This window comes from Caulobacter sp. GW821-FHT09B11, from assembly GCF_059418205.1.
Map to the genome: position 1 here is coordinate 1 of NZ_JBWKPK010000034.1, position 26,090 is coordinate 26,090.

The 26,090-nt window shown below is 70.0% G+C and carries 29 protein-coding genes, 2 pseudogenes and 1 riboswitch; of the genes and pseudogenes, 21 read left to right on the top strand and 10 right to left on the bottom strand.

The genetic code is table 11. The features are described from left to right. Nucleotides 1-880: 880 nt before the first annotated feature. The 3 genes from AC07N1_RS21130 to AC07N1_RS21140 form a co-directional block, all read right to left on the bottom strand. Nucleotides 881-1,654, bottom strand: coding sequence for a dienelactone hydrolase family protein (locus tag AC07N1_RS21130; RefSeq protein WP_494673580.1), 774 nt, complete (start codon nucleotides 1,652-1,654; stop codon nucleotides 881-883). Nucleotides 1,655-1,672: 18 nt separating this feature from the next. Continuing rightward, nucleotides 1,673-3,265, bottom strand: coding sequence for a bifunctional phosphoribosylaminoimidazolecarboxamide formyltransferase/IMP cyclohydrolase (gene purH, locus AC07N1_RS21135; protein ID WP_494673581.1), 1,593 nt, complete (start codon nucleotides 3,263-3,265; stop codon nucleotides 1,673-1,675). Nucleotides 3,266-3,292: 27 nt separating this feature from the next. Further along, nucleotides 3,293-3,373, bottom strand: a riboswitch (ZMP/ZTP riboswitch). 212 nt (nucleotides 3,374-3,585) lie between these two features. Continuing rightward, complete coding sequence (locus tag AC07N1_RS21140) at nucleotides 3,586-4,482, bottom strand: NAD(P)-dependent oxidoreductase (protein ID WP_494673582.1); 897 nt, start codon at nucleotides 4,480-4,482, stop codon at nucleotides 3,586-3,588. Between the two features lie 182 nt (nucleotides 4,483-4,664). Here AC07N1_RS21140 and AC07N1_RS21145 point away from each other — a divergent pair, with 182 nt between their 5' ends. The 8 genes and pseudogenes from AC07N1_RS21145 (at nucleotide 4,665) to AC07N1_RS21180 (ending at nucleotide 9,959) form a co-directional block, all read left to right on the top strand. After that, the gene (locus tag AC07N1_RS21145) at nucleotides 4,665-5,234 is read left to right on the top strand and encodes a (2Fe-2S)-binding protein (RefSeq protein WP_494673583.1); all 570 of its coding nucleotides are present in this window, start codon (nucleotides 4,665-4,667) and stop codon (nucleotides 5,232-5,234) included. Next, the gene (locus AC07N1_RS21150; RefSeq protein ID WP_494673584.1) at nucleotides 5,231-7,399 is read left to right on the top strand and encodes a xanthine dehydrogenase family protein molybdopterin-binding subunit; all 2,169 of its coding nucleotides are present in this window, start codon (nucleotides 5,231-5,233) and stop codon (nucleotides 7,397-7,399) included. Before AC07N1_RS21145 ends, AC07N1_RS21150 begins: the two co-directional genes overlap by 4 nt. 142 nt (nucleotides 7,400-7,541) lie before the next feature. After that, nucleotides 7,542-7,718: pseudogene (locus tag AC07N1_RS21155) on the top strand (response regulator transcription factor); the annotation flags it as partial. Nucleotides 7,719-7,845: 127 nt separating this feature from the next. Further along, a complete protein-coding gene (locus AC07N1_RS21160) occupies nucleotides 7,846-8,124 on the top strand; it encodes a hypothetical protein (protein ID WP_494673585.1) in 279 nt (92 codons plus the stop codon). A gap of 235 nt (nucleotides 8,125-8,359) precedes the next feature. Beyond that, nucleotides 8,360-8,713: a hypothetical protein gene (locus AC07N1_RS21165; RefSeq protein WP_494673586.1), complete on the top strand. Its 354-nt coding sequence runs from the start codon at nucleotides 8,360-8,362 to the stop codon at nucleotides 8,711-8,713. A 40-nt stretch (nucleotides 8,714-8,753) separates the two neighbouring features. Beyond that, complete coding sequence (locus AC07N1_RS21170) at nucleotides 8,754-8,969, top strand: hypothetical protein (protein WP_494673587.1); 216 nt, start codon at nucleotides 8,754-8,756, stop codon at nucleotides 8,967-8,969. 109 nt (nucleotides 8,970-9,078) lie between these two features. Next, nucleotides 9,079-9,501: a hypothetical protein gene (locus tag AC07N1_RS21175; protein ID WP_494673588.1), complete on the top strand. Its 423-nt coding sequence runs from the start codon at nucleotides 9,079-9,081 to the stop codon at nucleotides 9,499-9,501. After that, complete coding sequence (locus AC07N1_RS21180) at nucleotides 9,498-9,959, top strand: hypothetical protein (RefSeq protein ID WP_494673589.1); 462 nt, start codon at nucleotides 9,498-9,500, stop codon at nucleotides 9,957-9,959. The genes AC07N1_RS21175 and AC07N1_RS21180 overlap by 4 nt, the downstream gene beginning before the upstream one ends. Before the next feature lie 14 nt (nucleotides 9,960-9,973). Here the strand turns inward: AC07N1_RS21180 and AC07N1_RS21185 are convergent, their stop codons facing one another. Beyond that, nucleotides 9,974-10,564: a nucleotidyltransferase family protein gene (locus tag AC07N1_RS21185; RefSeq protein ID WP_494673590.1), complete on the bottom strand. Its 591-nt coding sequence runs from the start codon at nucleotides 10,562-10,564 to the stop codon at nucleotides 9,974-9,976. A 46-nt stretch (nucleotides 10,565-10,610) separates the two neighbouring features. On the opposite strand from AC07N1_RS21185, the gene moaA reads away from it, so the two are divergent. Genes moaA through AC07N1_RS21200 form a run of 3 tightly spaced genes read left to right on the top strand, consistent with a single transcriptional unit; the run spans nucleotide 10,611 to nucleotide 12,301 of the window. Then, complete coding sequence (gene moaA / locus AC07N1_RS21190) at nucleotides 10,611-11,621, top strand: GTP 3',8-cyclase MoaA (protein ID WP_494673591.1); 1,011 nt, start codon at nucleotides 10,611-10,613, stop codon at nucleotides 11,619-11,621. A gap of 3 nt (nucleotides 11,622-11,624) precedes the next feature. Next, complete coding sequence (locus AC07N1_RS21195) at nucleotides 11,625-11,864, top strand: MoaD/ThiS family protein (RefSeq protein ID WP_494673592.1); 240 nt, start codon at nucleotides 11,625-11,627, stop codon at nucleotides 11,862-11,864. Then, the gene (locus tag AC07N1_RS21200; RefSeq protein ID WP_494673593.1) at nucleotides 11,861-12,301 is read left to right on the top strand and encodes a molybdenum cofactor biosynthesis protein MoaE; all 441 of its coding nucleotides are present in this window, start codon (nucleotides 11,861-11,863) and stop codon (nucleotides 12,299-12,301) included. The genes AC07N1_RS21195 and AC07N1_RS21200 overlap by 4 nt, the downstream gene beginning before the upstream one ends. 14 nt (nucleotides 12,302-12,315) lie before the next feature. Here AC07N1_RS21200 and AC07N1_RS21205 read toward each other — a convergent pair. Continuing rightward, nucleotides 12,316-12,430: pseudogene (locus AC07N1_RS21205) on the bottom strand (hypothetical protein); the annotation flags it as partial. Between AC07N1_RS21205 and moaB the strand changes: the two are divergent. Together moaB and moaC are read left to right on the top strand one after the other, a co-directional pair. After that, nucleotides 12,429-12,977, top strand: a complete 549-nt coding sequence (moaB, locus tag AC07N1_RS21210; RefSeq protein ID WP_494673594.1) for a molybdenum cofactor biosynthesis protein B — start codon at nucleotides 12,429-12,431, stop codon at nucleotides 12,975-12,977. The pseudogene AC07N1_RS21205 and the gene moaB overlap by 2 nt on opposite strands. A gap of 13 nt (nucleotides 12,978-12,990) precedes the next feature. Further along, entirely contained in the window at nucleotides 12,991-13,458 is a 468-nt protein-coding gene (moaC, locus tag AC07N1_RS21215) for a cyclic pyranopterin monophosphate synthase MoaC (protein ID WP_494673595.1), read from the top strand. Between the two features lie 169 nt (nucleotides 13,459-13,627). On the opposite strand, the gene AC07N1_RS21220 is transcribed toward moaC, so the two are convergent. Further along, nucleotides 13,628-14,632 (bottom strand): XdhC family protein, encoded by a 1,005-nt coding sequence (locus AC07N1_RS21220; protein ID WP_494673596.1) that lies wholly within the window; start codon nucleotides 14,630-14,632, stop codon nucleotides 13,628-13,630. 99 nt (nucleotides 14,633-14,731) lie between these two features. On the opposite strand from AC07N1_RS21220, the gene AC07N1_RS21225 reads away from it, so the two are divergent. Next, nucleotides 14,732-15,607 carry a bifunctional regulator KidO gene (locus AC07N1_RS21225; RefSeq protein ID WP_494673597.1) on the top strand — a complete coding sequence of 292 codons (876 nt, stop codon included), beginning with the start codon at nucleotides 14,732-14,734 and terminating at the stop codon, nucleotides 15,605-15,607. 70 nt (nucleotides 15,608-15,677) lie between these two features. Next, nucleotides 15,678-16,382, top strand: a complete 705-nt coding sequence (locus AC07N1_RS21230) for a glycosyltransferase family protein (protein ID WP_487290070.1) — start codon at nucleotides 15,678-15,680, stop codon at nucleotides 16,380-16,382. A gap of 169 nt (nucleotides 16,383-16,551) precedes the next feature. On the opposite strand, the gene AC07N1_RS21235 is transcribed toward AC07N1_RS21230, so the two are convergent. Beyond that, nucleotides 16,552-17,457 (bottom strand): hydroxymethylglutaryl-CoA lyase, encoded by a 906-nt coding sequence (locus AC07N1_RS21235; protein ID WP_494673598.1) that lies wholly within the window; start codon nucleotides 17,455-17,457, stop codon nucleotides 16,552-16,554. Next, nucleotides 17,454-19,169, bottom strand: a complete 1,716-nt coding sequence (locus AC07N1_RS21240) for an ArnT family glycosyltransferase (RefSeq protein ID WP_494673599.1) — start codon at nucleotides 19,167-19,169, stop codon at nucleotides 17,454-17,456. Before AC07N1_RS21240 ends, AC07N1_RS21235 begins: the two co-directional genes overlap by 4 nt. A gap of 91 nt (nucleotides 19,170-19,260) precedes the next feature. Here AC07N1_RS21240 and AC07N1_RS21245 point away from each other — a divergent pair, with 91 nt between their 5' ends. The 5 genes from AC07N1_RS21245 to AC07N1_RS21265 all read left to right on the top strand — a co-directional run bounded on the left by AC07N1_RS21245 (nucleotide 19,261) and on the right by AC07N1_RS21265 (nucleotide 23,629). Beyond that, nucleotides 19,261-20,001 (top strand): glycosyltransferase family 2 protein, encoded by a 741-nt coding sequence (locus AC07N1_RS21245; protein ID WP_494673600.1) that lies wholly within the window; start codon nucleotides 19,261-19,263, stop codon nucleotides 19,999-20,001. 260 nt (nucleotides 20,002-20,261) lie between these two features. Continuing rightward, entirely contained in the window at nucleotides 20,262-20,684 is a 423-nt protein-coding gene (locus tag AC07N1_RS21250; protein WP_110120940.1) for a hypothetical protein, read from the top strand. 60 nt (nucleotides 20,685-20,744) lie between these two features. Next, nucleotides 20,745-21,401 (top strand): sulfite oxidase-like oxidoreductase, encoded by a 657-nt coding sequence (locus tag AC07N1_RS21255; RefSeq protein ID WP_494673601.1) that lies wholly within the window; start codon nucleotides 20,745-20,747, stop codon nucleotides 21,399-21,401. Between the two features lie 77 nt (nucleotides 21,402-21,478). Beyond that, entirely contained in the window at nucleotides 21,479-22,747 is a 1,269-nt protein-coding gene (locus AC07N1_RS21260; RefSeq protein ID WP_494673602.1) for an acetyl-CoA C-acyltransferase, read from the top strand. Between the two features lie 570 nt (nucleotides 22,748-23,317). Further along, nucleotides 23,318-23,629 carry a DNA-binding protein gene (locus tag AC07N1_RS21265; RefSeq protein WP_494673603.1) on the top strand — a complete coding sequence of 104 codons (312 nt, stop codon included), beginning with the start codon at nucleotides 23,318-23,320 and terminating at the stop codon, nucleotides 23,627-23,629. Here AC07N1_RS21265 and AC07N1_RS21270 read toward each other — a convergent pair. Beyond that, the gene (locus AC07N1_RS21270; RefSeq protein WP_494673604.1) at nucleotides 23,626-23,955 is read right to left on the bottom strand and encodes a hypothetical protein; all 330 of its coding nucleotides are present in this window, start codon (nucleotides 23,953-23,955) and stop codon (nucleotides 23,626-23,628) included. The two genes, AC07N1_RS21265 and AC07N1_RS21270, sit on opposite strands and share 4 nt — an antisense overlap. 61 nt (nucleotides 23,956-24,016) lie before the next feature. Beyond that, complete coding sequence (gene phaR, locus AC07N1_RS21275) at nucleotides 24,017-24,691, bottom strand: polyhydroxyalkanoate synthesis repressor PhaR (RefSeq protein ID WP_494673605.1); 675 nt, start codon at nucleotides 24,689-24,691, stop codon at nucleotides 24,017-24,019. 221 nt (nucleotides 24,692-24,912) lie between these two features. On the opposite strand from phaR, the gene AC07N1_RS21280 reads away from it, so the two are divergent. Further along, nucleotides 24,913-26,088, top strand: coding sequence for an acetyl-CoA C-acetyltransferase (locus AC07N1_RS21280; protein WP_494673606.1), 1,176 nt, complete (start codon nucleotides 24,913-24,915; stop codon nucleotides 26,086-26,088). The last annotated feature ends 2 nt before the right edge of the window (nucleotides 26,089-26,090 follow it).

Below are 26,090 nucleotides of genomic sequence, written 5' to 3' on the forward strand. Positions count from 1 at the left end.
CCCGCCTGACGTTGCACCGTCGGGCGGGTGTCCCGGAAGACCCCCTCACGCTAACAGCCTTCCAACAGACAAGGGGTCTCTCAGACTTCTGACGCCGCGACAGCTGATCGGCTGTCGCGGCGTTTCTGTACGCGCGACCCCTCACCCGACCTGCCTCGCAGGCCACCCTCTCCCGCAAGGGGAGAGGGAACGGGTTGGCGATCTCTCGCGCGATTGCGCAGAGTTTGTGGAGAGGGCGCGGGGCGTCCGGGCCTCGCCCGGATGTGTGAGTTCTAAATACCGTTTCGACGAAGCTGGACGCCCCGCGCGATCGTTGTGCCTCAGGCCGGGGCGCGCGGGCCTCTTCCGCCCTTCACCCCCTTCGGCGTGTGCCTTCCCCGGAACCGGGCTGTAAGCTTCGCTAGCCATCGCGTGCAGACAGAAGGCGCCGGAGCGGACCCTCGGACGGGCGGGAGCCGATACAGGCAAGCTCCCGATGGATGGGTTTACGTCCTCCATCCTCATTTAAGCCGTTCGGTCCTGCTCACGCAGCTCCGGCGGCCCCGCTCGATCGCATCACCGTCGCACGCTTCGGGCCGGATCCTTGCGCCCTCTCCCTGCGACGGGACAGCTCTGATTATGCAGCGGGTTTCAGCGCGTCTGATCCAGAGCGCTGAGAAAGTTGTAAGCGGCTGGATTGTTTTGGGTCTTTGGCGAGATCGTCGGGGATAGAGCTTCGTCTATCCCCGTTAGCAACCCAAATCCGTAAAATCCCCGCGAAAGCGGGGACCCAGGCTTTTTATCGTCGAGCGCCACGCGTTTCAGAAAACACCTGGGTCCCCGCTTTCGCGGGGATTTTACGGGGGAGGGGCCGAAAGGGACTCTCCCTCTTGGCAGGATCTTAAGCGAACAGCCCCGGTTTCGGCGCGACCGCCTTCAGCGCGGCGGCGAAATAGTCCTGGACCTCCTGGAAGAGGTCCGGCCGGTAGATCGCCCGCGGGTCGTTGGCCTTGTCGTCGTCGAAGGCGTGGGTGGCGTCGGGGTAGAGCTTGAGGTCGACCTTGACGCCGTCGGCGCTGAGCCGTTCCAGGGCCTTCTTGGGATAGCGCCAGCCGACCACGCCGTCCTTCTGGCCCAGCACCGACCACACCGGCGGGGCGCCCGGACCCCAGCCCCGGCGGCTGGTCATTGATGGATAGGCCGCATACGGATAAACCAGCAGCGCGCCCTTGACCTGGCGGCGCAGGGCGACCGCGTCGGCGTCGGCCAGGCCGGTGGCGCTGGGAGCCGAGGTCCCGGCGGCGTAGGCGTCCATGATCGTCCAGGCGCCATGGCTCCAGCCGGCCAGGAACACCTGGTCGGCCCGCGCCCAGCTCTGCGTCTTCAGCCAGGCCAGGGTTCCGAACACGTCGGCCGCGCGCTTGGCCCCGTGCAGGGTCATCAGGGTGCAGACGAAGAGCTTGCCGTCGAGCGTGCTCATGCCGCGCGGCGCGAACGAGTCGAGCACGATGGCGGCGTAGCCGGCCTTCACCGCGACCTCGGCATAGGTCTCCAGGAACGGGGTCTTGCCGCCGCAGCCGTGCAGGATCAGCGCCACCGGAAAGGGGCCCAGGCCCGCGGGCTTGAACACCCGCGAGCGTGAAACGACCTTGGCTCCCCAGGAGGCGCTGTCCATGGCTCTTCCACTCAATCCCTAGTGGCGGAACACTCGCACGCCGGTGAAGGCCATAGTGAGGCCAAGCTTGTCGGCGGCCTCGATGACCTCGGGGTCGCGCATCGAGCCGCCCGGCTGGATGATCGCCGTGGCGCCGGCTTCGGCCGCCTGGATCAGGCCGTCGGCGAACGGGAAGAAGGCTTCCGAGGCGCAGGCGCAGCCCTTCAGGTCCAGGCCGAAGTCGGCGGCGCGCAGGGCGGCGATGCGAGCCGAGTCCTTGCGGTTCATCTGGCCGGCGCCGACGCCCAGGGTCTGGCCGGCGCGGGCGTAGACGATGGCGTTCGACTTGACGTGCTTGCCGATCTGGAAGGCGAACAGCATGTCGCGGATCTCTTCCTCGGTCGGCTGGCGCTGGGTGACGATCTTCAGGTCGCCGGCCTTGATCCGCGCGTCGTCTCGCGACTGCACGAGGAAGCCGCCGGCCACGCTCTTGAAGGTGTCGCCCGTCGATAGCGGGTCGGGCAGGCCGCCGGTGACCAGCAGGCGCAGGTTCTTCTTGGCGGCGAACACGGCGACGGCGTCGTCGTCGGCTTCCGGCGCGATCACCACCTCGGTGAAGATCTCGACCATGGCTTCGGCCGCTTCGCGGGTCAGGCGGGTGTTGGTGGCGACGATGCCGCCGAAGGCCGAGGTGGGGTCGCAGGCCAGGGCCCGCTCATAGGCCTCGCGCTGGGTGGCGCCGAGGGCCACGCCGCAGGGGTTGGCGTGCTTGATGATGGTGACGGCCGGACCCTGGGCCGGGTCGAACTCGGCGATCAGCTCGAAGGCCGCGTCGGTGTCGTTGATGTTGTTGTAGCTCAGTTCCTTGCCCTGCAGCTGGCGGGCGGTGGCCACGCCGACGCGGGGGCTGGGGAAGGTGTAGAAGGCCGCCTTCTGGTGCGGGTTCTCGCCATAGCGCATGGTCTGGCGCAGCTCGCCGGCGATCGACTTGCGGGCCGGGAAGTCCTGGCCGAGCTGGCCGGCGAACCAGGCTGAGATCGCCGCGTCATAGGCCGCCGTGCGGGCGTAGGCGCGGGCGGCCAGGGTCTTGCGCAGGCCCAGCGAGGTGCCGCCGTCGGCCTTGAGGGCTTCGAGCACTTCGCCAAGGTCGGCCGGGTCGGTGCAGACCGAGACATAGCCGTGGTTCTTGGCCGCCGAGCGGATCATGGCCGGGCCGCCGATGTCGATGTTCTCGACGCACTCTTCGTACGAGCCGCCCTTCGCGACGGTGGCCTCGAACGGGTAGAGGTTCACATAGAGGATATCGATGCCGCCGATGCCGTGGTCGGCCATGGCCTTGGCGTGCTCGGGGGCGTCGCGCACGCCCAGCAGCCCGCCGTGGACGATGGGGTGCAGGGTCTTGACCCGGCCGTCCATCATCTCGGGGAAGCCGGTCAGGTCCGACACGTCCTTCACCGGCAGGCCGGCCGCGGCGATGGCCGCCTTGGTGCCGCCGGTCGAGACCAGCTCGACGCCCGCCTCGTGCAGGACCTTGGCCGCCTCGACCAGGCCGGTCTTGTCGGAGACCGACAGCAGGGCGCGCTTGGGGGCGACGAGATCGGGGGCGGACGGATAGTCGGGGGCGGCGGGCACGGGGGACTCCGGGTCTGGTTGCGGTCAGAAAGGAGCCCAGGCGCGCGGCGAATGCGTTCCGAGCTCCCCGGTGGTCACCCACCTTCAACGCCAGTCACTCGAACGGCGCGGAACATACGGAGGGGGGACGGGGAGTCAATGCGGCGTGGTGATCCTTCTCCCCTTGCGGGAGAAGGTGGCGCCGAAGGCGTCGGATGAGGGGTCTCTCAGATATCTCGGCGTCCGCGTCCGGTCGTTCGGCCGTCGAAGCGGATAGGGCTTTCGATCCCTCACCCGACCCCGCTCCGCGGGGCCACCCTCTCCCGCAAGGGGAGAGGGATCTAGGCGCTCGGCGCTGTCAGCAGCACTTCCACCGCCACACCCGCCGCCGACAGGGCTTGGATGTCCGCAGCCTCGACCGGCGCCGCGACCAGGCGCACGACCTGGCGGCCGCTGCGGGCCAGTTCGATCAGGTGTTCCGGCGTCGCTTCGGCGGCCGACAGGCGGCGGGCGTCGCGGCGGGCCATGGTGACGACTTCGGGGTCGGCGGCCTCGTCGATGACCAGCACGTCGGCGGCCGACAGGGCCCGCACGGCGCGCAGGGTCAAGAGGTCGGCCGGGCCCTTGCCGGCCACGAAGCGGACCTTGCCTTCCTTCTTGACGCTCTTGGCCAGGGCCTCGCGGAACAGGGCGCCGGCCTTTTCCATGTCGCCGGTCATGGCCGCCTGGGCGGCCTCGCCCGACAGCGCCTCGCGCAGGAAGGCGCGGCGTTCGTGCAGGGTGGGCAGGGCGCCGCGCACCTCGCTCTGGAAGTTGCGCATCAGGGCCGCGACCCGGCCGGCGCCTTCGGGCACCTGGGCCTCGATGTCGGAGCGCAGCATGGTGGCCAGCACGGGGGCCGCGCCGCCGGTGCCGACGGCGGCCACCACCTCGCCGCGGTCGATGACGGCGGGGGTGTTGAAGTCGCACATGTCGGGCTTGTCGACGACGTTGACCAGCACCCCGGCGGCGCGGGCGGCGCGGGCGGCGGCCTGGGCGAAGACCTCGTCGGAACTGGAAATGAAGGCGAGCACCGCCCCCGTATAGGAGCCGGGCAGGAAGGCCGCATGGCCGTCGAGCCGCACCAGGGTGGCGGGCGAGCCGTCGAACAGCCGGGCCTTGGCCTCGGCGCCTTCGCCGGTTCCGGCGATCACCACCTTGCGGCCGGCGAGGGGGAAGTAGGCGGGAAAGGAGTCCAAGGCAGCGCGTCCTCTGCAGGCGTCGTGCGTTCAAGCTAGGGCGCGTCGGCCAAGAACGTGAGGCCTTTCGCGCAACAGGCGTGGCGGAACCGGCCTTCCAACCATCCTGACGGCGTTAAAATTTCACTGGCGGAGCCTCGGGAGAACGGTGTTAGCTGCCCCGAGGGCAGGGAGACAGGCGCATGGCGGCGAGCTTGGACGTCAACGGCAAGACGATGTCGGTCGAGGCCGATCCCGATACCCCGCTGCTGTGGGTGCTGCGCGACGAGTTGGGCCTGACGGGCACGAAGTTCGGCTGCGGCCTGGCCCAGTGCGGGGCCTGCACCGTGCATGTGAACGGCGACCCGGTGCGATCCTGCGTCACCCCGATCGCAGCGCTGTCGGGCGCCAAGATCACCACCATCGAGGGCCTGGGCGGCGCCCATCCGCTGCAGCAGGCCTGGGTGAAGCTGGACGTGCCGCAGTGCGGCTACTGCCAGTCGGGCCAGATCATGTCGGCCGCCGCTCTTCTTGAGGCCAACAAGAAGCCGACCGACGAGGACATCGACGCGGCCATGGGCGGCAACATCTGTCGCTGCGGCGCCTATCAGCGGATCCGGGCGGCGATCAGGCAGGCCGCGACGGGCCAGGCGATCCCAGTGGTCGCCGCGCCGGCGGCCGTCGCCGAACCGGCCAAGGAGGCCGACATCGACGAGGCGATCTCGGCCGCCTCGGGCGCGACGTCGCGGATCCAGCGCGGAGAAGTGCGATGAACGCGCCCGTGAAGTCCGAAGGGTTCAGCCGCCGCGAGGTGGTGGTCGGGGCCGCGGTGGTCGGCGGCGCCCTGGTGGTCGGCTGCTCGCCGGCCGACCTGATGAGCGCCGGCTCCAAGGTCGAGGTCGGGGCGTTCGGCCCCTTCATCCGCTTCGAGCCGGACGGCTTCGTCACCGTCATCTCCAAGCACGTCGAATTCGGCCAGGGCAGCCATGCCGGTCTGGCGGCCATCGTCGCCGAGGAGCTGGACGCCGACTGGGCCAAGGTGCGGGTCGAGCAGTCGCCGGCCAACGCCAAGCTCTACGGCAACGGCGCCCTGGGCGCGCAGCTGACCGGCGGCAGCTCGGCGATCTCCAACAGCTGGGAGCAGCTGCGCAAGGCCGGCGCCGGGGCGCGGGCGATGTTCGTCGAGGCCGCCGCCAACCGCTGGAACGTCCCGGCCGGCGAGGTCGTGGTCAAGGACGGGGTGCTGACCCACGCCTCGGGCAAGAGCGCCGCCTTCGCCGACCTGTCGGCCGACGCGGCCAAGGTGACGCCGCCGCAGAACCCGCCGCTGAAGGACCCCAAGGCCTTCACCCTGATCGGCACCGATCGCGTGCGCCGCAAGGATGCGCAGGCCAAGGTCGACGGCACGGCCCGCTACACCCAGGACGTCCACCTGCCCGACATGCTGACGGCGATGGTCGTCCATCCGCCGCGCTTCGGGGCCAAGGTCGAGAGCTTCGACGCCGATGCGGCCAGGAAGGTGGCGGGCGTGGTCGACGTCTTCGAGATCCCGACCGGGGTGGCGGTGGTGGCCAAATCCACCTGGGCCGCGCGGCTGGGACGCGAGGCGCTGGTCGTGCGCTGGGACGAGGCCAAGGCCGAGAAGCGCGGCTCGAAAGAGATCACGGCCGCCTTCCGGGATCTCGCCACCGGCAAGGGTCCGGCCGAGCAGAAGTGGGAATCGTTTGGAGCCAAGGGCGACGCGGCCCAGGCGGCGGGGGGAGCGGACGCCTTCGAGGCGGTCTACGAGTTCCCCTATCTCGCCCACGCCACCATGGAGCCGATGAACTGCGTGGCGATCGTCGACGGCAATTCGGTCAAGCTGGTGCACGGCTCGCAGGGCCAGACCCTGGACCAGCTGGCCGCCGCCAAGATCGTCGGAACCCTGCCGGGCTCGGTCGAGATCGAGACCCTGTTCGCGGGCGGCTCGTTCGGCCGGCGCGCGACCTTCAACGCCGACTACGTGGCCGAGTGCGTGCACGTCGCCAAGAAGGTGGGGGGCGGCAAGCCGGTGAAGCTGGTCTGGACGCGCGAGGACGACATGAAGGCCGGCTATTACCGGCCGCTGGTGGTCCACGCCGTGCGGGTCACGCTGGACAAGGACGGCCTGCCGGCGACCTGGCGTCACCGCATCGTCAGCCAGTCGATCATGAAGGACTCGCCGATGCCCTCGAAGGGCGTCGACCAGACCGCCGTCGAGGGGGCGTCGGATTCGCCCTATCTGAAGGCCACGCCCGTCGTCGACGCCCAGGTGGCGTTCCCCGAGGTGGGCGTGCCGGTGCTGTGGTGGCGCTCGGTGGGGGCGACCCATACCGCCTTCGTCATGGAGCACACCATCGACCAGCTGGCCCGCAAGGCCGGCAAGGATCCGATCGAATACCGCCGCGCCCTCCACGCCAAGGCCGGGGCCAACCGGCACCTGGCGGCCCTGGACCTAGCCCTGGAGAAGGCCGGTCCGAAGGCGTCGGCGGGCTGGACGCGCGGCGTGGCGGTTCACGAGAGCTTCGGCTCGGTCGTGGCCCAGGTCGCCGAGGTCAAGCTGGTGGACGGCGAGCCGCGCGTCGGCCGGGTGGTCACCGCCATCGACTGCGGCGTGGCCGTCTCGCCCGACCAGATCGCCGCCCAGATGGAGGGCGGGACCTGCTATGGCCTGTCGGCGGCGCTCTTCGGCCAGGTGACCCTGACCGAGGGCGTGGTCGACCAGAGCAATTTCGACACCTATCGCGTGCTGCGCTTCGCCGAGGCCCCGACCGTGGAGACCTACATCGTGCCGTCGGCCGCCCCGCCCAGCGGGGTGGGCGAGCCGGGCACGCCGGTGATCGGTCCGGCGACGGCCAACGCCCTGCTGGCGCTGTCGGGCCAGCCGACCGTCAGCCTGCCGTTCGTGCGGGGCGCCTGATCGCCCGCCCCATCACGCGAGGCCGTCAAGCGAGGCCGGGGGCGAGGCGATCAGGCGAACTGTCTGATTGTTAACTTTGAAGCGTCCGAAATTGACGCCTCACCGGCTGGACGGGAGGCTGTGCTGGGACCATGTTAGCGCCATGGTCGAGCCTGCCGACAGCCTTGGTTTCGAGAAGCTCACGCCCCGTGAGCGCGAGATCCTGCGCCTGATCGCCCAGCACCAGCGCTCGAAGGAAATCGCGCGCCTGCTCAGCCTGTCGCCCAAGACCGTCGAGATGCACGTGCTCAGCGCCCGCCGGCGCCTGGCCGGCATGCCGCGCCGCGACGCCGCCCTGGCCTTCGTGGCGTGGGAACAGCACCCCGGTAATGACTACCGTAGGCAATCGCCGGGCCTAGCCGACGAACCTGAGCCGGTCTCTCCTGACGACAGCAGCGGGAGCGGCCATGAACGACAACACACCCAAGACCAAGACTACTGGCTCGCCCCCGGGATCGGCGTTCTTCATCGCGAGCTGGAAGTCTCTCGAGGAAGGCCTGACCCTGATGGCGGCCACCCCCGAGCGGGAGCGCCTGGTGCCGGAGACGGTGTCGGCTCTGCGCAAGGCTCAGGCGGCCGGCGATCCTCCTTCGAAGCTGTTGCTGCGAGTCCTCGCGGCCACGGCGTTCCTGTCGGACGACAGTCCGATCAGGTCCGAACGCGGGGAGGTTGGCGCCATGACCTGAGTCCCGCCCAATGGATGGGCCTGATCCTGGTTTCAGCCCTGGCGGCCGGCGTGCTGCTCAGCGTGGTGACCATGGGAGCCCATGAATTCCTCTTCGCCCTCCAGCGATTCCGCGAGGGTTGGAGCGCCCCGCCGGCGAACTGATCGTCGGTTTCGGGCCAACCGAAAAACCGAATTCCAAACAATCCAAGCCTTTGAACGTGCGGGGGGCGCCCGCGCGAGTGGGAGAGTCTTGCATGAAGCGCAGCGACGCAGCCCGTGCCGGGGCCGAAAAACTGAAACAGGCCGAAGCCGCGATCGACGCGGCCGTGCGTGAAACCGCCGAGCTGATGGGCCTGCTGCCCACCCTGCGGATGGACGCGCACCTGTCGGCCGTCATCGGTCAGGAAGCCCTCGAAACCCTGGGCGTGACCCTGACCCATATCCTGTCGGCCCGCCGCACCATCGTGAAGGCGCATGGCGATCTGGCCGAAGTTCGCGCGCAGATCGGCTGCGGCGCCCTGGCGCTGGGCGACCTGGGCAAGGTCGAGGGCGGCGACACGCCGCGCACCTCGGGCCTGCGCGCCGTCGACGGCGGTCGTGCCGCCTGATCGTCACCGGGAAGCGCGAAGTTCTAATGGAGGGCGCGGCATGAGCGCGGTCCTGGCGACCATGGATCCGGCCATCGAAGAGGCCGCCGAGTTCGGGCGGTGCATTCGGTCCCTGTGTCCGACCCAGCAACGGGTGCTGACGGTGCTGCTGCGGCGGCTCGTCGACATGGAGGCGGCTGACGACGCCGACGGCGCGGTGCGCGTCGTCGATGAGATCCGCCGGATTCTCTGCGACGGCGACAAGACGCGGCATTAAGCCTCCGTCCGCTGGGTCGCCGATATCCAAGGCGTAAAGCTCCGGCTCGGATCGTCCTTTGATCCGAGCCGGACTTGCGTCAACCTGGAGCGGTGAAGGGGGGCGTACCGTGTCGGCTTATCTCTATCTCGTTCTGACCCTGGCGATCTGCGGCCTGGCCTTCTGGCGCGGCGGATCGTCGGAGAAGCGGATCGCCGTCACCCTGCTGGCCGGCTGGGCCGCCTCGCTGGTGATGTTCCGTCACAACCGCATCAATCCCGACGTCGGGGTGATGATCGTCGATGCCGTGGCGGCGCTGATCTTCATCTGGGAGTCGGTGCGCTCGCGCCTGCTTTGGACCGTGGCGATCTCGGCGTTCCAACTGGTCGCCCTGGCCTCGCACGTGGCGGTGCTGATCGACCTGCGGGTGACCATCAACACCTACATGATGAGCCTGGCGGTCTGGAGCTACGCCATCCTGCTGACCCTGGCCCTGGGCGTCTGGCTGCACTGGCGCGAGATGCGGCGCTACGAGGCGGACCTGGCGGAGTGAAGCGCAAGCTGACGGCTTTTCCCCAGCCGCGACGACCGGTCTTCAGGCTCGGCTATGTGGCCTGCGAGCACGCGCGCCTGGTCGCGGCCGCTGAACGGCGGGTCGCCGACGCGCTGCGAACCCATTTCTGCCCGCTGCTTTCGGCGCCGCTCGGCGAGGAGGGCGTGCGGGCCGATGCGCGAATGATCGTGCGGTGGTTCAGGGCCTCGTCCCGGGCTTCGCTCTCGCTGCGGATTCTTCTCCAGCGTCGCCTGGGTCGTGACCCGCCTCGCGAGGTCCTGCGCGCCGTCTGGCGCGTGGTCGCCGCCCAGGACCGCACGCTGGATCGGCCAGGCTGGAGGAAGGAGCGCGGAGAAACCGCGTTGCGCCGGCGGCTGCGTCCCAAGCTCTCCGGTCTTCACGTTCTGAGGTGGCGCGCGACCGCGCCGCCCTGGCCGACCGCCGGCGGGGGATTCTGATCGGCGCGGCGGAGCTACCGATCCAGGTCCTCGCGCCGGTCGACGTCGAACAGCACGCCGGGGTCGTCGGTCTCGACCAGGGCGATGGCGTCGCCGGCCTTGGTCAGCACCCCCTGCGCGCCGCGATCGCCGGCCAGGGCGGCGAGATCCGCGAACCAGCGGCGGGCGAACAGCACCGGGTGGCCGCGCCGGCCGGCGTGGACGGGGGCGGCGATGCCGGGGCCGGCGCTCAGGGCCTGCACCAGGTCGGCCGCCAGGTCGTGCGGAACGCGCGGCATGTCGCCCAGCAGCACCAGCGCCGCCTCGGCGTCGCCCGGCAGGGCCAGGATCGCCGTGCGCAGCGAGGCGCCCAGGCCCTGATCGAACCCCTGGGCGGCGTCGGGCGCGGCCAAGGGACGCAGGCGAGGCTCGGCCCGGGCCTCGACCAGGTTCAAGGCCGCCGCATCGCCGGGACGCAGCACCACCGTGACCCCGCGCGCCGGCGCGGCCAGGGCCGTGTCCAGCGCATGATCCAGCAGCGGCCGGCCGCGATAATCGGCCAGCAGCTTGCCGCCGCCAAACCGTGACGCCGCCCCCGCCGCCAGCACGATCGCCTCCAGCCGCATCAGTTCCCTTTCCGCCAGGCTCCGAGACGCCTATTCTATCGCGGATATGACGTCCCCTGACGACACCCCCCGCCTGATCGACGGCTTTGGCCGGGCGGTGAGCTATCTGCGCGTGTCGGTGACCGACCGCTGCGACCTGCGCTGCGTCTATTGCATGGCCGAGCACATGACCTTCCTGCCGAAGGCGCAGGTGCTGACGCTGGAGGAGCTGGACCGCCTGGCCTCGACCTTCGTTGGGCTTGGCGTGCGCAAGCTGCGGCTGACCGGCGGCGAGCCGCTGGTGCGCAAGGGAATCATGGAGCTGGTCGAAAGCCTGTCGCGCCACCTGAAGACCGGCGCGCTGGACGAGCTGACCCTGACCACCAACGGCACCCGGCTGGCCCAGCATGCGCAGCGGCTGGCGGAGCTGGGCGTGAAGCGGATCAACGTCTCGCTCGACACCCTGAGGCCCGACCTCTTCCGCCGGCTGACGCGCGGCGGCGACGTGGCCAAGGTGATCGGCGGGATCGACGCGGCCCTGGCGGCCGGCCTCCAGGTCAAGATCAACGCCGTGGCCCTCAAGCGCGACAACGCCGAGGAACTGCCGGCGCTGATCCAGTGGGCGCACGACCGCGGCTGCGACATGACCCTGATCGAGACCATGCCGCTGGGCGAGATCGACGAGGACCGCACCGACCAGTTCCTGTCGCTAAGGGACGTCCGGCGCGAGCTGTCGTCCTACTGGACCCTGACCGACCTGGCCTATGCGACGGGCGGCCCGGCCCGCTACGCCAAGGTCGAGGAGACCGGCGGGCGCCTGGGCTTCATCACGCCGCTGAGCCACAATTTCTGCGAGGCCTGCAATCGGGTGCGCCTGACCTGCACCGGCACCCTGCACACCTGCCTTGGCCGCGACGACGCCAGCGACCTGCGGGCCGTGCTGCGCGGCGGGGCGACCGACGGCGAACTCGTCGCGGCGATCCACGCGGCGATCGGGTCCAAGCCCAAGGGCCACGACTTCCAGGTCGATGCGCCCCGGCCGGCCGTGGCCCGCCACATGTCGACGACCGGAGGCTAGGCCATGGCCCGCGTGCTGCTGTTCGGGCGCCTGGCCGACCAGGCCGGCTGGCGCGAGCGCGAGGTCGAGGCGGGAAGCCTCGCGGCCCTGCGCGACTCTATCGCCAATGACGACGCCGAGCTGGCCGAAGCTCTCGCCGGTCCAGGCGTGCAGGTGGCGGTCGACAAGGCGCTGGTGCGCGGCGAGGCGGTGCTCGCGGTCTCGACCGAGGTCGCCTTCCTGCCGCCGATGAGCGGCGGATGATCACCCTCACCGAGGCGCCGTTCGAACCCGGGGCGCTGCTGACCGACTTCTGCAAGGGCCGCGACGAGACGGGGGCGGTGGCCAGCTTCGTCGGCCTAGCCCGCGCCGAGGGCGGCGCCGCGTCGATCCTCGAGCTGGAGGCCTATCCGGGCTTCACCGAAAGCGCGATCGATGCCTTCGCGGTCGGAGCCGCCGAGCGGTTCGGCCTGCAGGGCTGGCGGATCGTCCACCGGGTGGGGAAGATCGCGCCGGGCGAGGCGGTGGTATTCGTGGCGACGGCCTCGAAGCATCGCCGGGCCGCCTTCGAGGCCTGCGACTTCCTGATGGACTGGCTCAAGAGCCGCGCCCCGTTCTGGAAGAAGGAGCACGGGCCGGCCGGCGCCCGCTGGATCGAGCCGACGGCTCAGGATAGGACCGACGCGCAGCGTTGGGATTAGGCCGTGGAAGCGGTTCCTCGTCCTTCGACAAGCTCAGGATGAGGAACCTTGGCAATCGCCCTCACCCTGAGCCTGTCGAAGGGCGAGGGCGTCGCGCGGGCCTTCGAAAGGCAAGGAGAGAGATCGCATGTCAGGCCTCACCCCGGGCGGCGGGATCAAGCCGGAACTGCCGTTCAAACCGGTGCGGGTGGCGATCCTCACTGTCTCCGATACCCGCGACGAGAGCACCGACACCTCGGGCGACATCCTGATCGAGCGGGTCAAGGCCGCCGGCCACGACTTCGCCGGCCGGGCGGTGGTGCGCGACGACATCGAAAAGATCCGCGCCACCGTGCGCGGCTGGATCGCGAGCGGGCAGGTCGATGCGGTGGTCAGCACCGGCGGCACGGGCCTGACGGGGCGCGACGTCACGGTCGAGGCGCTGCAGCCGCTGTTCGACAAGGTGATCGACGGGTTCGCCGTGGTGTTCCACCTGGTGTCCTACGCCACGGTGGGGCTCTCGACCCTGCAGTCGCGGGCCACGGCCGGGCTGATCGACGGGGTGTTCGTGTTCTGCCTGCCCGGCTCGAACGGGGCGGTGAAGGACGGCTGGGACAAGGTCATCGGCCCGCAGCTCGACAGCCGCCACAAGCCCTGCAACATGGTCGAGCTGATGCCCCGGCTTCTGGAACGATAGGGCGCCTCGCAAAGTGAGCAAGCTGACCCACATTGACGACCAGGGCCGCGCCCGCATGGTCGACGTCTCCGACAAGGTCTCGACGGTGCGCGAGGCGGTGGCGAGCGGCTTCGTGCGGATGACGCCGGAGACCCTGGCCCTGGCCGTTTCGGGGACCGGCCGCAAGGGCGATGTGCGCGCCGTGGCCGAGCTGGCCGGCGTCATGGCCGCCAAGAGGACGTCGGACCTGATCCCGCTGTGCCACCCGCTGGCGCTGTCGAAGGTGGTGGTCGAGGTCGAGCCGGGCGAGGGCGGGCTTGCCGTTGTCGCTCGCGTCAAGACCACCGGGCCGACGGGCGTCGAGATGGAGGCCCTGACCGCCGTGTCGGTGGCCTGCCTGACGATCTACGACATGCTGAAAGCCGCCGAGAAGGGCATGGTCATCGAGGCCGTGCGGCTGGTCGAGAAGACGGGCGGGAAGTCGGGGGATTGGAAGGTCTGATCCTTCTCCCGGGCTCCAAAGTTCGTCATCCCGGCCGAAGCGAAGCGTAGAGCCGGGACCCAGGAGACTGGGCTCGGTGGCAAGGTTGGCGCCCTCGCGGCTGCCGGCGCTTCGTCGCTCGCCCCTGGGTCCCTGCTCTCCGCGCTGCGCGCTCCGGCCGGGATGACGGCTATATTGAAAGCGTTTCCGAATGCGCCCGCCGCTCCAGCGCCGGCTGTCCATGGCGCGCGGCGATGATCTCGCCGATGACCGCGATCGCCACCTCGAACGGCGCCTTGCCGCCGAGATCCAGGCCGATCGGCGCGCGCAGTTTCGAAAGATCTCGCTCCGTCAAACCCTCCGCCCGCAAGGCCGCGATCCGTTCGGCCAGCCGCCGCCGCGCGCCCAGCAGGCCGACGTAGGACGCCGGCGAGGGCAGGGCGGCCAGCAGGGCCTCGTGGTCCTGCGCCATGTCGTGGCCGCACACCGCCACCGCCGTCCAGGGGTCCAGGCCGATCGCGGCCAGGGCGGAGCCGGCGGCCTCGCGGCTGTAGCTGACGCCGGCCAGGGGAGGCGGCTCGAGCGGTCCTTTGGGACGGACCAGCGCGGTCTCGAACCCGGCCTGGACGCCCAGGCTCGCCAGGGCCAGGGCGGTCGGATCGCCGCCGATCACCACCAGGCGTGGAACAGGATCGAACCCCCGGCCGAAGGCGCCGGGCCAAGGGGCCGGCGCCGACTCTTTGCGCGCGCAGAGTCGCCGGACGCCATCGCTGAACCAGACCGCCGGCCGTCTTTCGGTTGCGTGAGTCAAAAGGTCGCGCGCGACGACATCGTCGGGGTCTAGGCGCTCGACAAGGATTTCGATGCGCGCCCCGCACAGCAGGCGGATGTCGGGCCAGGGGCTGCCCTCGCCGTAGACGAGGCGCCGGGGCGCGCCGGTCTCCAGCACCGCGCGGGCGTGGATCTCGACGTCGCCCTCGATGCAGCCGCCCGACAGGAAGCCGCTCGCAAAACCTTGCGCGAAAAGCATCTGCGTGCCGACCGGACGCGGCCCGCCGCCCTCCAGGGCGATGATGGTGGCCAGGACCGCCGGCCCTTCCGCCAAGGCCTTTTCCAGGGCCGGCCGGATGTCGTCGGCCAGGCCGTGCATGGGCCATTCGCGGCCGGAAAGGACGGCGGGATCGGTAAGGTCCATCGGCCCGATCTTAACCCCTCGGCAAGTTTCCAGAAACGCCTTCTTCAAACCTTGGCGCGTACGCTGCCCGACATTGGTGCTCACCCGACGCGGATTTTCATGTCGCTCACCGTCTCCAAGCTCGGTCTCGCCGCCGCCCAGTTCGGACTGGACGGCATGAACGCGTCGCCGCGTTCGCGTTCCCCCGAGGTCGAGGCGCGTGACATCCTGAACATCGCCGCGCGCGCCCGCCTGTCGGTGCTGGACGTCTCGGGCGTCTATGGCCGTTCGGAGTCCGTGCTCGGCGACCTGATCCCGCGTCCGGTCTCGTGCCGGGTCACCCTGGCGGCCGCCCGCGCCGACCGCGGTCCCGACTTCGTCGAGGCCGAGGCCCGCGCCTCGCTGCGCCGCATGGGCCTGGAACGCGCCGACGCCATCATCGTGCAATCGCCGTCGGAACTGTTCGGCGCCCATGGCCCGGCCATGTGGGACCGCCTGCACCGCCTGCGCGAGCAGGGCCTGTTCCGCAACATCGGCATTTCCGCCCACGCCACCGACGATCCGGTGGGCGTGGCCCGCCGCTTCAAGCCCGACATCCTCCAGGCGCCGGCCAGCCTGCTCGACCAGCGCCTGCTGGCCGACGGCTCGCTGCAACGCATCGCCGGCATGGGCATCGAAGTGCAGCTGCGCTCCATCTTCCTCAACGGCCTGCTGTTCCTGCCGCCCGACCGCGTTCCGGCCCAACTGAAGGGGGCCTCGGGCCGCCTGTCGCGCGTGCGCCGGATGATCGCCGAAGGCCGTTCCGACCCGCTGCAGGCCGCCCTGGGTTTCGCCCTGTCGCGCCCGGAAGCCTCCGCCGTGATCGTCGGCGTGACCTCGGCCGCCGAGCTGTCGGCCGTCGTCGCCGCCGCGTCCAGCCCGCCGCCGGACCTCGACTGGGACGAGATGGCCATCGACGATCCGGTGGCCCTCGACCCGCGACGTTGGGTCGCCTAGCGGGGTCGCCGATTCAGAGCTCAAGGTTCGGATAAGAACCGAGAAGACGCCTCGAAGGGAGGCAAAGCCGATGATCCTCGCTGTCCTGCAGGCCCGCATGGGCTCCAGCCGTCTGCCCGGCAAGGCGATGGCGACCCTCCAGGGACAGCCGATGATCCTGCGCCAGCTGGAGCGGATCCGCGAGGCGCGCACCCTTTCCAAGATCATCGTCGCCACCAGCGACCAGGCCGCCGACGACGCGTTGGCCGGCTTCCTGGTGTCGCGCGGCGTCACCGTTTATCGCGGGGCCGGCGCCGACATCCTCGACCGCATCGCCCGCTGCGCCGAAGCCGCCGGCCCGGTCAGCCACATCGTCCGGCTGAAGGGCGACGCGCCCTTCGTCGATCCGGGCCTGATCGACCAGACCGTCCGCCTGGCCCTGAGCACCGGCGCCGACTACGCCTCCAACCGCGTGCATCGCACCTATCCGGCTGGGCTGGAGGTCGAGGTCATCGCCGCCCAGACCCTGCGCACCGCCGCCGCCGAGGAGCGCGACCCGCTGGCCCGCATCTCGCCGACCGCCGCCATCCGCAGCCAACCGGGCCGCTTCCGCCAGGCCCACCTGCGGGCCGTGCGCGACTGGTCCAGCCTCGACTGGCGCGTGAAGACCCCGGCCGATCTCGCCTTCGCCCGCTCGATCTACGACGCCCTGCATCCGGTCGATCCGGGCTTCCGCATGGGCGACGTGCTGGACCTGGTCGAGAGCAAGCAGGACCTGGGAAGGTTCGCGGCCTAAACCCCTCTCCCATAGGGAGAGGGAGGGGCCCAGGCGATAGCCTGGGAGGGTGAGGGGTTTCACCCTCGCCGATTTCGCACTTCAGTCCGGTGACGGGACCGCCGACGGCGTACGCCCTCACCCTCCCACGCCTGCGGCGCGGGCCCCTCCCTCTCCCCACGGGAGAGGTTTATTTCGGGGGAAACCCGCCCGCGCGCGCCAGCGACGAGGCCGGGGCCTTGCCCAGGCGTTCGCTGATGTCGCGGCCGATCTTGATCAGCGCTTCCAGGTCGTAGCCGGTCTCGAACCCGGCCCGCTCCAGCATGTAGACCAGATCCTCGGTGCCGATGTTGCCCGTCGCCGCCGGGGCGAAGGGGCAGCCGCCCAGGCCGCCGACCGAGGCGTCGAGCACGTCGATCCCGGCCTCGACGCTGGCGAAGGCGTTGGCCAGGCCTGTGTTGCGGGTGTCGTGGAAGTGCATGCGCAGGCGCGCGTCGGGCGCCGCGGCGCGGACGGCCTCGATGCGCCTGCGGACGGTCCAGGGATCCGCCACGCCAATGGTGTCGGCGATGGCGATCTCGGGCACGTTCATGGCGGCCGCCTCGCGGGCGATGGCGACGACCTGGTCCTCGCTGATCTCGCCGTCGAACGGGCAGCCGAAGGCCACCGAGATGGTGGCGGTGATCGGCGGGCCGCCGTCGACGGCCTGGCGCTCGACGATGGCCGCGAGGGTGTCGAGCTGCTGGTTGACCGTGGCGCCCTGGTTCTTCACGCCGAAGCCGTCAGAGGCGCAGACCACGACATTGGCCTCGTCGCAGCCGGTCGAGACGCAGCGCTCCCAGCCGCGCATGTTGAGCACCAGGCCGATGCGCGAGCGCTTGGGATCAGGGCCGCCCAGGGCGTCCATGATCTCTTCGGCGCCGGCCATCTGCGGCACGCGGCTTGGATTGACGAACGACACCACCTCGGTGCGGCGGGCGCCGGCGGCTTCGAGGCGGCGGATCAGGTCGAGCTTTTCCTCGACCGACAGTATGGCCTTCTCGTTCTGCAGGCCGTCGCGGGGACCGACCTCGACGATCTCGATGAAGCGGCTCACGGCTGGGCCTCCACTTCGGCGCCGCTCACGGCGTCTTCCGGCGCATCGTGGCGGCGCGGCTCGCCGCGATAAATGCGCAGCACCTCGTCGTCGCCGTCGGAATAGTTCAGGCCCTTGATCTCGCCGGCCGGACGCGGGGCATGGCCCAGCGCGGCCAGGGCGGCCTTGAACTTGGCGTCCTCGCGGCCCTCGACCACGGCCGGGCGGCCCTCGTCGACGGCGTCGGCGGCGCCCTCGGCGTTTGTCAGTTCGGTGGTGGTGCCCAGCTGGAAGACCATGCTGGGCTCGGAATAGCCGGTCACCGCCACGGGGCCGGGGGCGCCGGCGCGGGGGGCCAGGTCGGCCTTCTCCAGGGCGCGGGCCAGCCGCTGCGACAGCCACAGGGAGTCGAGACGCGGGGCCAGCAGGCCGGCCATGGCGCCGTGGGCCAGGATGCCCAGGGCGCCGGCCGTGACCAGGGCCAGGGCGGCCTTGCGCTCGCGCAGGATCAGCCAGCCGCCGGCGACGGCGGCCGCGACGAACAGCAGGGCGGCGAGGATGGCCAGCGGCAGGGCCGAGGGCGCGGCGTACTGCTTCCAGGCCACGATGCAGACCCCGGCGAAGGCGAGGCCGGCTATGGCCAGCAGCACCGTGCCGACGATCCGCGAGGGAAGACCCAGAGGCTTGCGCAGGGCCGCGGCCATCAGCATGGCCAGGGCCCCGAAGGCGGGCAGGGTGTAGTGGGCCAGCTTGGTCGGCAGGATCTCGAACATCAGCCAGGTCGGGATCAGCCAGCAGAGGGCGAAGCGCACGCCCGGCTCCTTGCGGCCGGTCCAGCCCAGGACCAGGGCGGCGGGCAGCAGCAGGGTGACCGGGAACAGCAGCAGCGGCGAGAGCAGGGCGTAGTAGCCGAAAATCCCGCCGTGGCGCTCGTGGCCGCCGGCCAGCTTGGGCGCCAGGTCGCCGCCCACCGCCGCGCCCCAGAAGGCGCCGTCGGTGGCGACGGTGATCATCGTCGCCCAGGGCAGGACGATGGCCGCGAACAGGATCAGGCCCCAGCTCCAGCCCAGTTGCTTGAGCCAGCCAGCCTTCCGGTCCCAGGCCCACAGGGACAGGATGGCGAGGATGACGACCAGCAGGCCGACGGGGCCCTTGATCAGGGCGGCCATGGCCATGCCGATCCAGAAGGCCAGTTTCGGACCCTTGCCGGCCTTCTCGCCGGCCAGGCCCGCGGCGTAGATCCGGGCCAGGCCCGCCATGGCCAGTGTCGTGAAGCCGCACAGCGAGGCGTCGGTCTTGGCGATGAAGGCCTCGGTCGACAGCAGGAAGGTCGCGCCCAGGATCGCGCCCGACAGCAGGCTCTCGCGCGGGCCGAAGAAGGCGCCCGCGCCCCAGGCGCAGGCCGCCGCCGCCAGCATGGCGCCCAGCAGCGAGGGGATGCGGTAGGCCCAGATGCCCCGGTCTTCCGGCGCCGAGACGGCCGAGACCGCCGCCGCCTGCAGCCAGTGGATGCCGACCGGCTTCTTGTTGCGGGGCTGGTCCTGCAGCCGGATGTTCACGTAGTCGCCGGTCTCGAGCATCTGGGCCGTCGCCTGGGTGAAGCGGGACTCGTCGCGATCGAGCGGCGGCATGGCGAACAGGCCCGGAAGGCCGGCGATCAGGGCGACCAGGGCGGCGAAGACCGGCGCGCGCCAGCCGCGCGACCAGGCGTCGAGGCGGGATTCAAGGCTCATGCTGGCGGTCGGGCTGGGGCTCGTATTGGCGCTCATGAGCGATGGAATAGCACGATCCTTTCCTGGCGCGAGTTTTGCGGTAAAAGCGGCCATGACGTCTTCCAATCCCGCCGCGATCCCCGATTTCTCCGTCGTCGTGCCTGTATTCGACGAGGGCGGCGCGGCGCCGGCCCTGGCGCGCGAGATCGCGGCCGCCTTCGCCGGCGAGTCCTACGAGATGATCTTCGTCGACGACGCCAGCCGCGACGACACCAAGGCCCTGCTGACCGCCCTGAAGGCCGAGATCCCGCAGTTGCGCGTGCTGGGCCACCGCAAGAACTCGGGCCAGAGCCGGTCGATCCGCAGCGGCATCCTGGCCGCCCGCGCGCCGATCGTGATCACCATGGACGGCGACGGCCAGAACGACCCGGCCGACGCGCCGCGCCTGGCCAAGGCCCTGAAGGCGGCGCCGGCGCAGCTGGCCCTGGTGGGCGGCGAGCGGGTCAAGCGCCAGGACAGCAACGCCAAGCGTTTCGCCAGCAAGTTCGGCAACGGCGTGCGCAAGCGCCTGCTGAAGGACACCGCCAACGACACCGGCTGCGGCCTTAAGGCCTTCCGCCGCGAGGCCTTCCTGCGCCTGCCCTACTTCGATCACATCCACCGCTACATCCCGGCGCTGATGCTGCGCGAGGGCTACGAGATCGCCTTCCAGCCGGTGAACCACCGTCACCGCGAGACCGGGGTGTCGAAATACACCAACTTCGGCCGCCTGAAGGCCTCGATCAGCGACCTGTTCGGCGTGATGTGGCTGCAGTCGCGGGCGCGCAACCCGCAGGGCGTGGACGAGGCGTAGGGGTTAGAGCGCCTACCTTTTCTCCCGTCATTCCCGCCCTTGTGGCGGGAAACCCTGGTTCCGCTTGCACGGGAGAGCCAGCGGCGTGCTCGGCACGTCGCCCCATTCGCCCTTGCGGCTGATAGAGGGGTTCCCGCCACAAGGGCGGGAATGACGGGAGGTCGGGGGTGGCGCGAGCAGGCCGCTCGCCCGCCAAGCGGCGCCAGCTTCACCGGCGGCTGAAAACCGGTTAACTCTGGCGGTCGTCGAGGGGATCACGAATGTTCGCCGCCTTTCCGCTGCTGGCCCTGCCGGTGCTGATCTACAATCTGCTGGCCCTGACCGTCGGCGGCGGCTTTTCGTCCGACGCGGCCAGCTATCGGTTCGGCGAGCAGCTGTTCCGCATCCACATGGCCTCGCGGGTCGACTGGATCGTCAGCTGGGGCGACCTCCTGCTGGGCGCGTCGCTGGTGGTGCTGTTCGTCGAGCTCCTGAAGTCGACGACCAGCCGCAAGATCGCGATCATCAACCACTCGCTGTCGATGGTGCTGTTCATCGTCTGCCTGGTGCAACTGCTGCTGCTGCCGGCCTTCGCCACCTCGGTGTTCTTCCTGATCACCCTGATGGTGCTGCTGGACGTGCTGGCCGGCTTCATCGTCACCATCGTGGCCGCCCGCCGCGACGTCGATTTCGGCGACCGCTGAGGCGTTTCTTCAAGCCGCGAGCCGGCCGCGCGCGTTAGCCTCCTTTTCCAGGAGGCCCCGATGAACGACGACCAGCCGCCGGAAGACAGCAAGCTCACCCGCAGCAAGGAAGCCTGGGCCAGGGCCGGCAAGTTCCTGACCGGCCGTGCCGCAAGGCCCGAGGCCGAACGCCTGCCGCCCGGCCAGCACCTGACCCGCGACTGGCCGGTGCTGGACCTGGGCCTCAAGCCCGACGTGTCGCAACACGACTGGCGGCTGCGGATCGATGGCCTGGTGGATCGTCCGGCGACCTGGGACTTCCAAGCCCTGCTGGCCCAGCCGCAGAGCGCGCCGGTGTCGGACATCCACTGCGTCACCACCTGGTCGCGCTACGACAACCACTGGCGGGGCGTGCTGACCCGCGACCTGGCCGAGGCCGTCGCGCCCAGGGACGAGGCGCGGTTCGTGGTGCTGCACTCCTACGACGGCTACACCACCAACCTGACCCTCGAAGACTTCCTGCACGAGGGCGTGCTGCTGGCCCACGGCTGGCAGGGCGCGCCGATCGCGGCCGAGCACGGCGGGCCGGTGCGGCTGGTCGCGCCGCACCTCTATTTCTGGAAAAGCGCCAAGTGGCTGAAGCGGATCGAGTTCGTCGCCGCCGACAGGCCGGGCTTCTGGGAGGAGCGCGGCTATCACAATCGCGGCGATCCCTGGGCCGAGGAGCGCTATTCGTGAGGGCGGCGGATTTCGACAAGCGCGGCGGCCGGCGCGCGCCTATCTATCGGTAACAGACCCTCTTACGGACGCCGTTCATGACCGCTTCCAACCTATGGCTCGCCGCCGGCCTGCGCACCCCCTTCGCCAAGGTGGACGGCGCCCTGGCCGCCCATGACGCCATCGACCTTTCCGTGCCCGTGGTGAAGGCGATGCTGGAGAAGGGCGCGCGGCCCGACTTCGCCGTCTGGGGCACGGTGATCCCCAACCTGACCTGGAGCAACATCGCCCGCGAAACGCTGCTCGACGCGGGCGCGGACCCGACCATCCCTGCCTTTTCGACCGTCATGGCCTGCTCGACCAGCATGGCCGGCGTGCTCGAGGCGGCCGGCATGATCGACGGGCGCGGCCGGGATCTGGCCCTGGTCGGCGGGGTCGAGGCGATGAGCCGGGTGCAGATCGGGCTTTCGGTGCGGCTGTCGGACTGGATCCGCCGCTTCCAGCAGGCCCGCGACCTGAAGGGGCGGCTGGCGGTGCTGTCGGCGTTCAAGGCGGCCGACGCGCGGCTCTATGTGCCCAAGGTGGCCAACCGCACCACGGGTCTTTCCATGGGCGAGCACACCGAGATCACCGCCAAGGAGTGGGGCCTGGCCCGCGCCGACCAGGACGCCATCGCCTTCGCCAGCCACCAGAACGCCGTGCGCGCCTGGGAAGGCGGGTTCTTCGACGATCTGGTCGTTCCTGTCGGCGAGGCGCGGCGCGACACCATCCCGCGCAAGGACAGCACGCTGGAGAAGCTGGCCAAGCTGAAGCCGGCCTTCGACAAGACCAGCGGCCAGGGCACGCTGACGGCCGGCAATTCCTCGCCCCTGACCGACGGCGCGGCCGGCATCTGGGTGGCCTCGGAGGCGGGCCTGGCCCGCCTGCCTGAGCGCACCCCGCGGGTGAAGATCCTCGACTACGAGGTCACGGCCATCGACCTGAGGAACGAGGGCCTGCTGATGGCCCCGGCCTATGGCGTGCCGCGCATGCTGGCCCGCAACGGGCTGACGCTGGGCGACATCGGCCTGTGGGAAATCCACGAGGCCTTCGCGGCCCAGGTGCTGTCGCACATCGCGGCGTGGGAGAGCAGAAAGTTCCTGGCCGAGAAGGCCGGCGTCACCGCCGACCTGGGCGCTTTCCCGCGCGAACGGATGAACCCCACCGGCGGCAGCCTGGCGATCGGCCATCCGTTCGGGGCCACCGGCGCGCGGATCCTGTCCCAGGCGACCAAGGAGCTGGCCGCGCGCGGCAAGGGCGAAAAGGCGATCGTCAGCATCTGCGCCGACGGCGGCCAGGGCACGATGATGCTGCTGGAGGCGGCGTAGTCACGCCCCTTCGCTACCCCTTAATCGCCTCCCTTGGGCCTTGTGCCCAGGATCCATCGTTCCGCCTGCTCAGGCCTTTCGAGCCTGGTCGCCGTCTGAGCAGCCGCCGGCATGGGCCCTCGCCACGAGGGCGAGGGAGGCGGAGGTTTTTTGGCTCTAAGTTTATTGGCTCTAAGCCGAATGCTCAGCCGCCGACCGTTCCCGTGAAACGGTAGCCAGAAAACTCGTGATTTTCGTGGAACACCCCAGACGTAGAACCGGCCCGAGGACTAGGGGCAACCTCGGGCCGGCGGTACGCATGTCGCGTTGTGGGGGGTGAACGCGACGTCCTGAAATTGAACCCGCTCGATCCGCCAATCAAGCGAATGAACGTCGCTCGGCGCTTTTGTCGCAGGGAAGCGTTGTCAGGAAAACGTTGTCAGGTCAGGGCCGTGAAGATCAGGGTGACGACGGCGACGTCGAAGGCTCGGATCAGGAGGGTCAGCATAGGTCGGCGCGCTCTGCGAAAAGACTCGAGGCGTGACCTAGCAAGACTGGCGCCAAGCCGGCCGCCGGCGCTAACAATTCCACATGACGTTGTTTTTCGACCCTGGGTGGTATGACGCGCGGCTGGCCGAGCGCGGGCTCGATCGCGCCGCCCTGGCCGCGGCGGCGGGCCTGAGCGCCGAGGCGGTGGACCTGGCGTTCAAGGACCAGCGCGAGCTGAGCCCCGCCGAATTGGCGGTTTTCGCCGAAATGCTGGGGGTTTCGCGCGAGGAGGCCGCGCGAAGGGCCGGGATCGGGGCGCATGCGGCGCCGGTCGATCCGGCCGCGCGGCGCATCGCCGAGCTGGAGGCGAGGGTGGCGGCGCTGGAAGCCCGGCTGGCCGCGCTGGAGCGCTAGATCTCGGTCTTCTTGATCAGCCCCGCCTTGGGACGGCGGTCGGCCGTGCCGGAATATTCCGTGCCGAGATAGGTCGAACGTGCATTGTCGAGCACTTCCTGCCCACCGCGCAGGCCGCGCTTCTGGCCGGGCTGGCCCATCAGGTGGGCGGCGAAGGTCGCGAAGGCCCCGCGCCGCGGAGGCGGCGGCGGGGCCGGCGTTTCCTCTTCCTCGCGAACATGGGTCACGTCTTCCCCGTCCGCCTCTCGGCGGTCGGAGTCCCGGGGCGCTGGCAGCGCCCGGCGTGCGTTGGCCGCACGTCGGATGGGATCGATCGGACCGTTCATCGTGGGTAACCCTAGCGGCGCGTCCGTTAAGAACGAATGCGCCGGCATGGTTGACGGCGGTTTAGGATTTGGTCGCCAGCTTGGCGATCTGGGCCTGCATCGCTTCCAGCTGGCGCTTGAGGTCGGCCAGGCTGTCCTCGCTGGGGGCGGAGGGAGCCGGCTGCGGCGGCGGAGCGGGCTGGACCTCGGCGGCCCCGCCGTCTTCCGGGCGGTTGTAGGCGAAGGGCGAGAACATCTTCATGGCCCGGTCGAACAGGGCCATGTTCTGGCGGATCTGCTCTTCGTAGATCGCCATGCCCGGCGCCGCGGCCTTGCCGGTCAGGCCCTGGCCGGTGAACTGCTGGCGCATGCGCTCCTGCTGCTTGGAGAAGCTTTCCAGCGACATCTCCAGGTAGCTGGGCAGGAAGGCCTGCATCGAGTTGCCGTAGAAGCCGATCAGCTGGCGCAGGAACTGGATGGGCAGCAGGTTCTGGCCGCCGCCGCGGTTCTCTTCCTCGAAGATGATCTGGGTCAGGACCGAGCGGGTGATGTCGTCGTTGGACTTGGCGTCGTAGACGACGAAGTCGATCCCCTCCTTCACCATGTCCGACAGGTGCTCGAGGGTGACGTAGGAACTGGACGCCGTGTTGTAGAGTCGGCGGTTGGCGTACTTCTTGATGACGACGCGCTGGCCCGACCCTTTTTCAGCTTTGTCAGCGCCGGGGGCGGCTTCGCCTTTTTCGGGGTTCTCGGACATTTCGTTCCCTGGGACAGCGGTGTCGCCCGCCTTTTCGCATCGCACTATCGCCAATGCAAAGGCATGGCGCCAGTCCCGCGAATAGCTGGACTGCGCATCATGACGTGAAAATGTATTCGTGACGAACGGCGTTCGTTTCGGCATGGTGCTGTTGCACTGCAAAAGTGTGGGCGCCGCACCTGCGAAGGCGTCACCGAACAGTCACGGGAAAACGAAAGCCAATGACCGACATCGTCATCGTCTCCGCCGCTCGCACGCCGGTGGGCTCCTTCCTCGGCGCGCTGTCCAGCCTGCCGGCCTCCGAGCTGGGCAAGACCGCCATCGTCGCCGCGGTCGAGCGGGCGGGCCTGACCCCGGCCGACGTCGATGAAGTGATCCTGGGCCAGGTGCTGCAGGCCGGCGCCGGCCAGGGTCCTGCCCGCCAGGCCTCGGTCAAGGCCGGCGTCCCGGTCGAGAGCCCGGCCTGGAGCCTGAACCAGCTGTGCGGGTCCGGCCTGCGCGCGGTGGCCCTGGGCGCCCAGCAGATCCTGTCGGGCGACGCCAAGATCGTCGTGGTCGGCGGCCAGGAGAGCATGAGCCAGGCCCCGCACGCCCAGGCCCTGCGCACCGGCCAGAAGATGGGCGACCTGGGCTTCGTCGACACCATGATCAAGGACGGCCTGTGGGACGCCTTCCACGGCTACCACATGGGCCAGACGGCCGAGAACATCGCCAACCGCTGGCAGATCACCCGCGAGGACCAGGACAAGTTCGCCGTCGCCAGCCAGAACAAGGCCGAGGCCGCCCAGAAGGCCGGCAAGTTCGCCGACGAGATCGTCGGGGTGACCATCAAGGGCCGCAAGGGCGACACCGTCGTCGACCAGGACGAATACATCCGCCACGGCGTGACCCTGGAGAGCATCTCGGGCCTGAAGCCGGCCTTCGCCAAGGACGGCTCGGTCACCGCCGCCAACGCCTCGGGCCTGAATGACGGCGCCGCCGCCCTGGTGCTGACCACGGCCGAGGAAGCCGAGAAGCGCGGCCTGAAGCCCCTGGCCCGGATCGTCTCGTGGGCCAACGCCGGCGTCGATCCGGAGATCATGGGCACCGGCCCGATCCCGGCCAGCAAGAAGGCCCTGGAAAAGGCCGGCTGGACCGTCTCGGACCTCGACCTGATCGAGAGCAACGAAGCCTTCGCCGCCCAGTCCATCTCGGTCGTGCGCGAGCTGGGCCTCGACCCGGCCAAGGTCAACGTCAACGGCGGCGCCATCGCCATCGGCCACCCGATCGGCGCCTCGGGCGCGCGGATCCTGACCACCCTGGTGCACGAGCTGAAGCGCTCGGGCGGCAAGAAGGGCCTGGCGACGCTGTGCGTCGGCGGCGGCATGGGCGTGGCCCTCTGCATCGAGGCCATCTGACC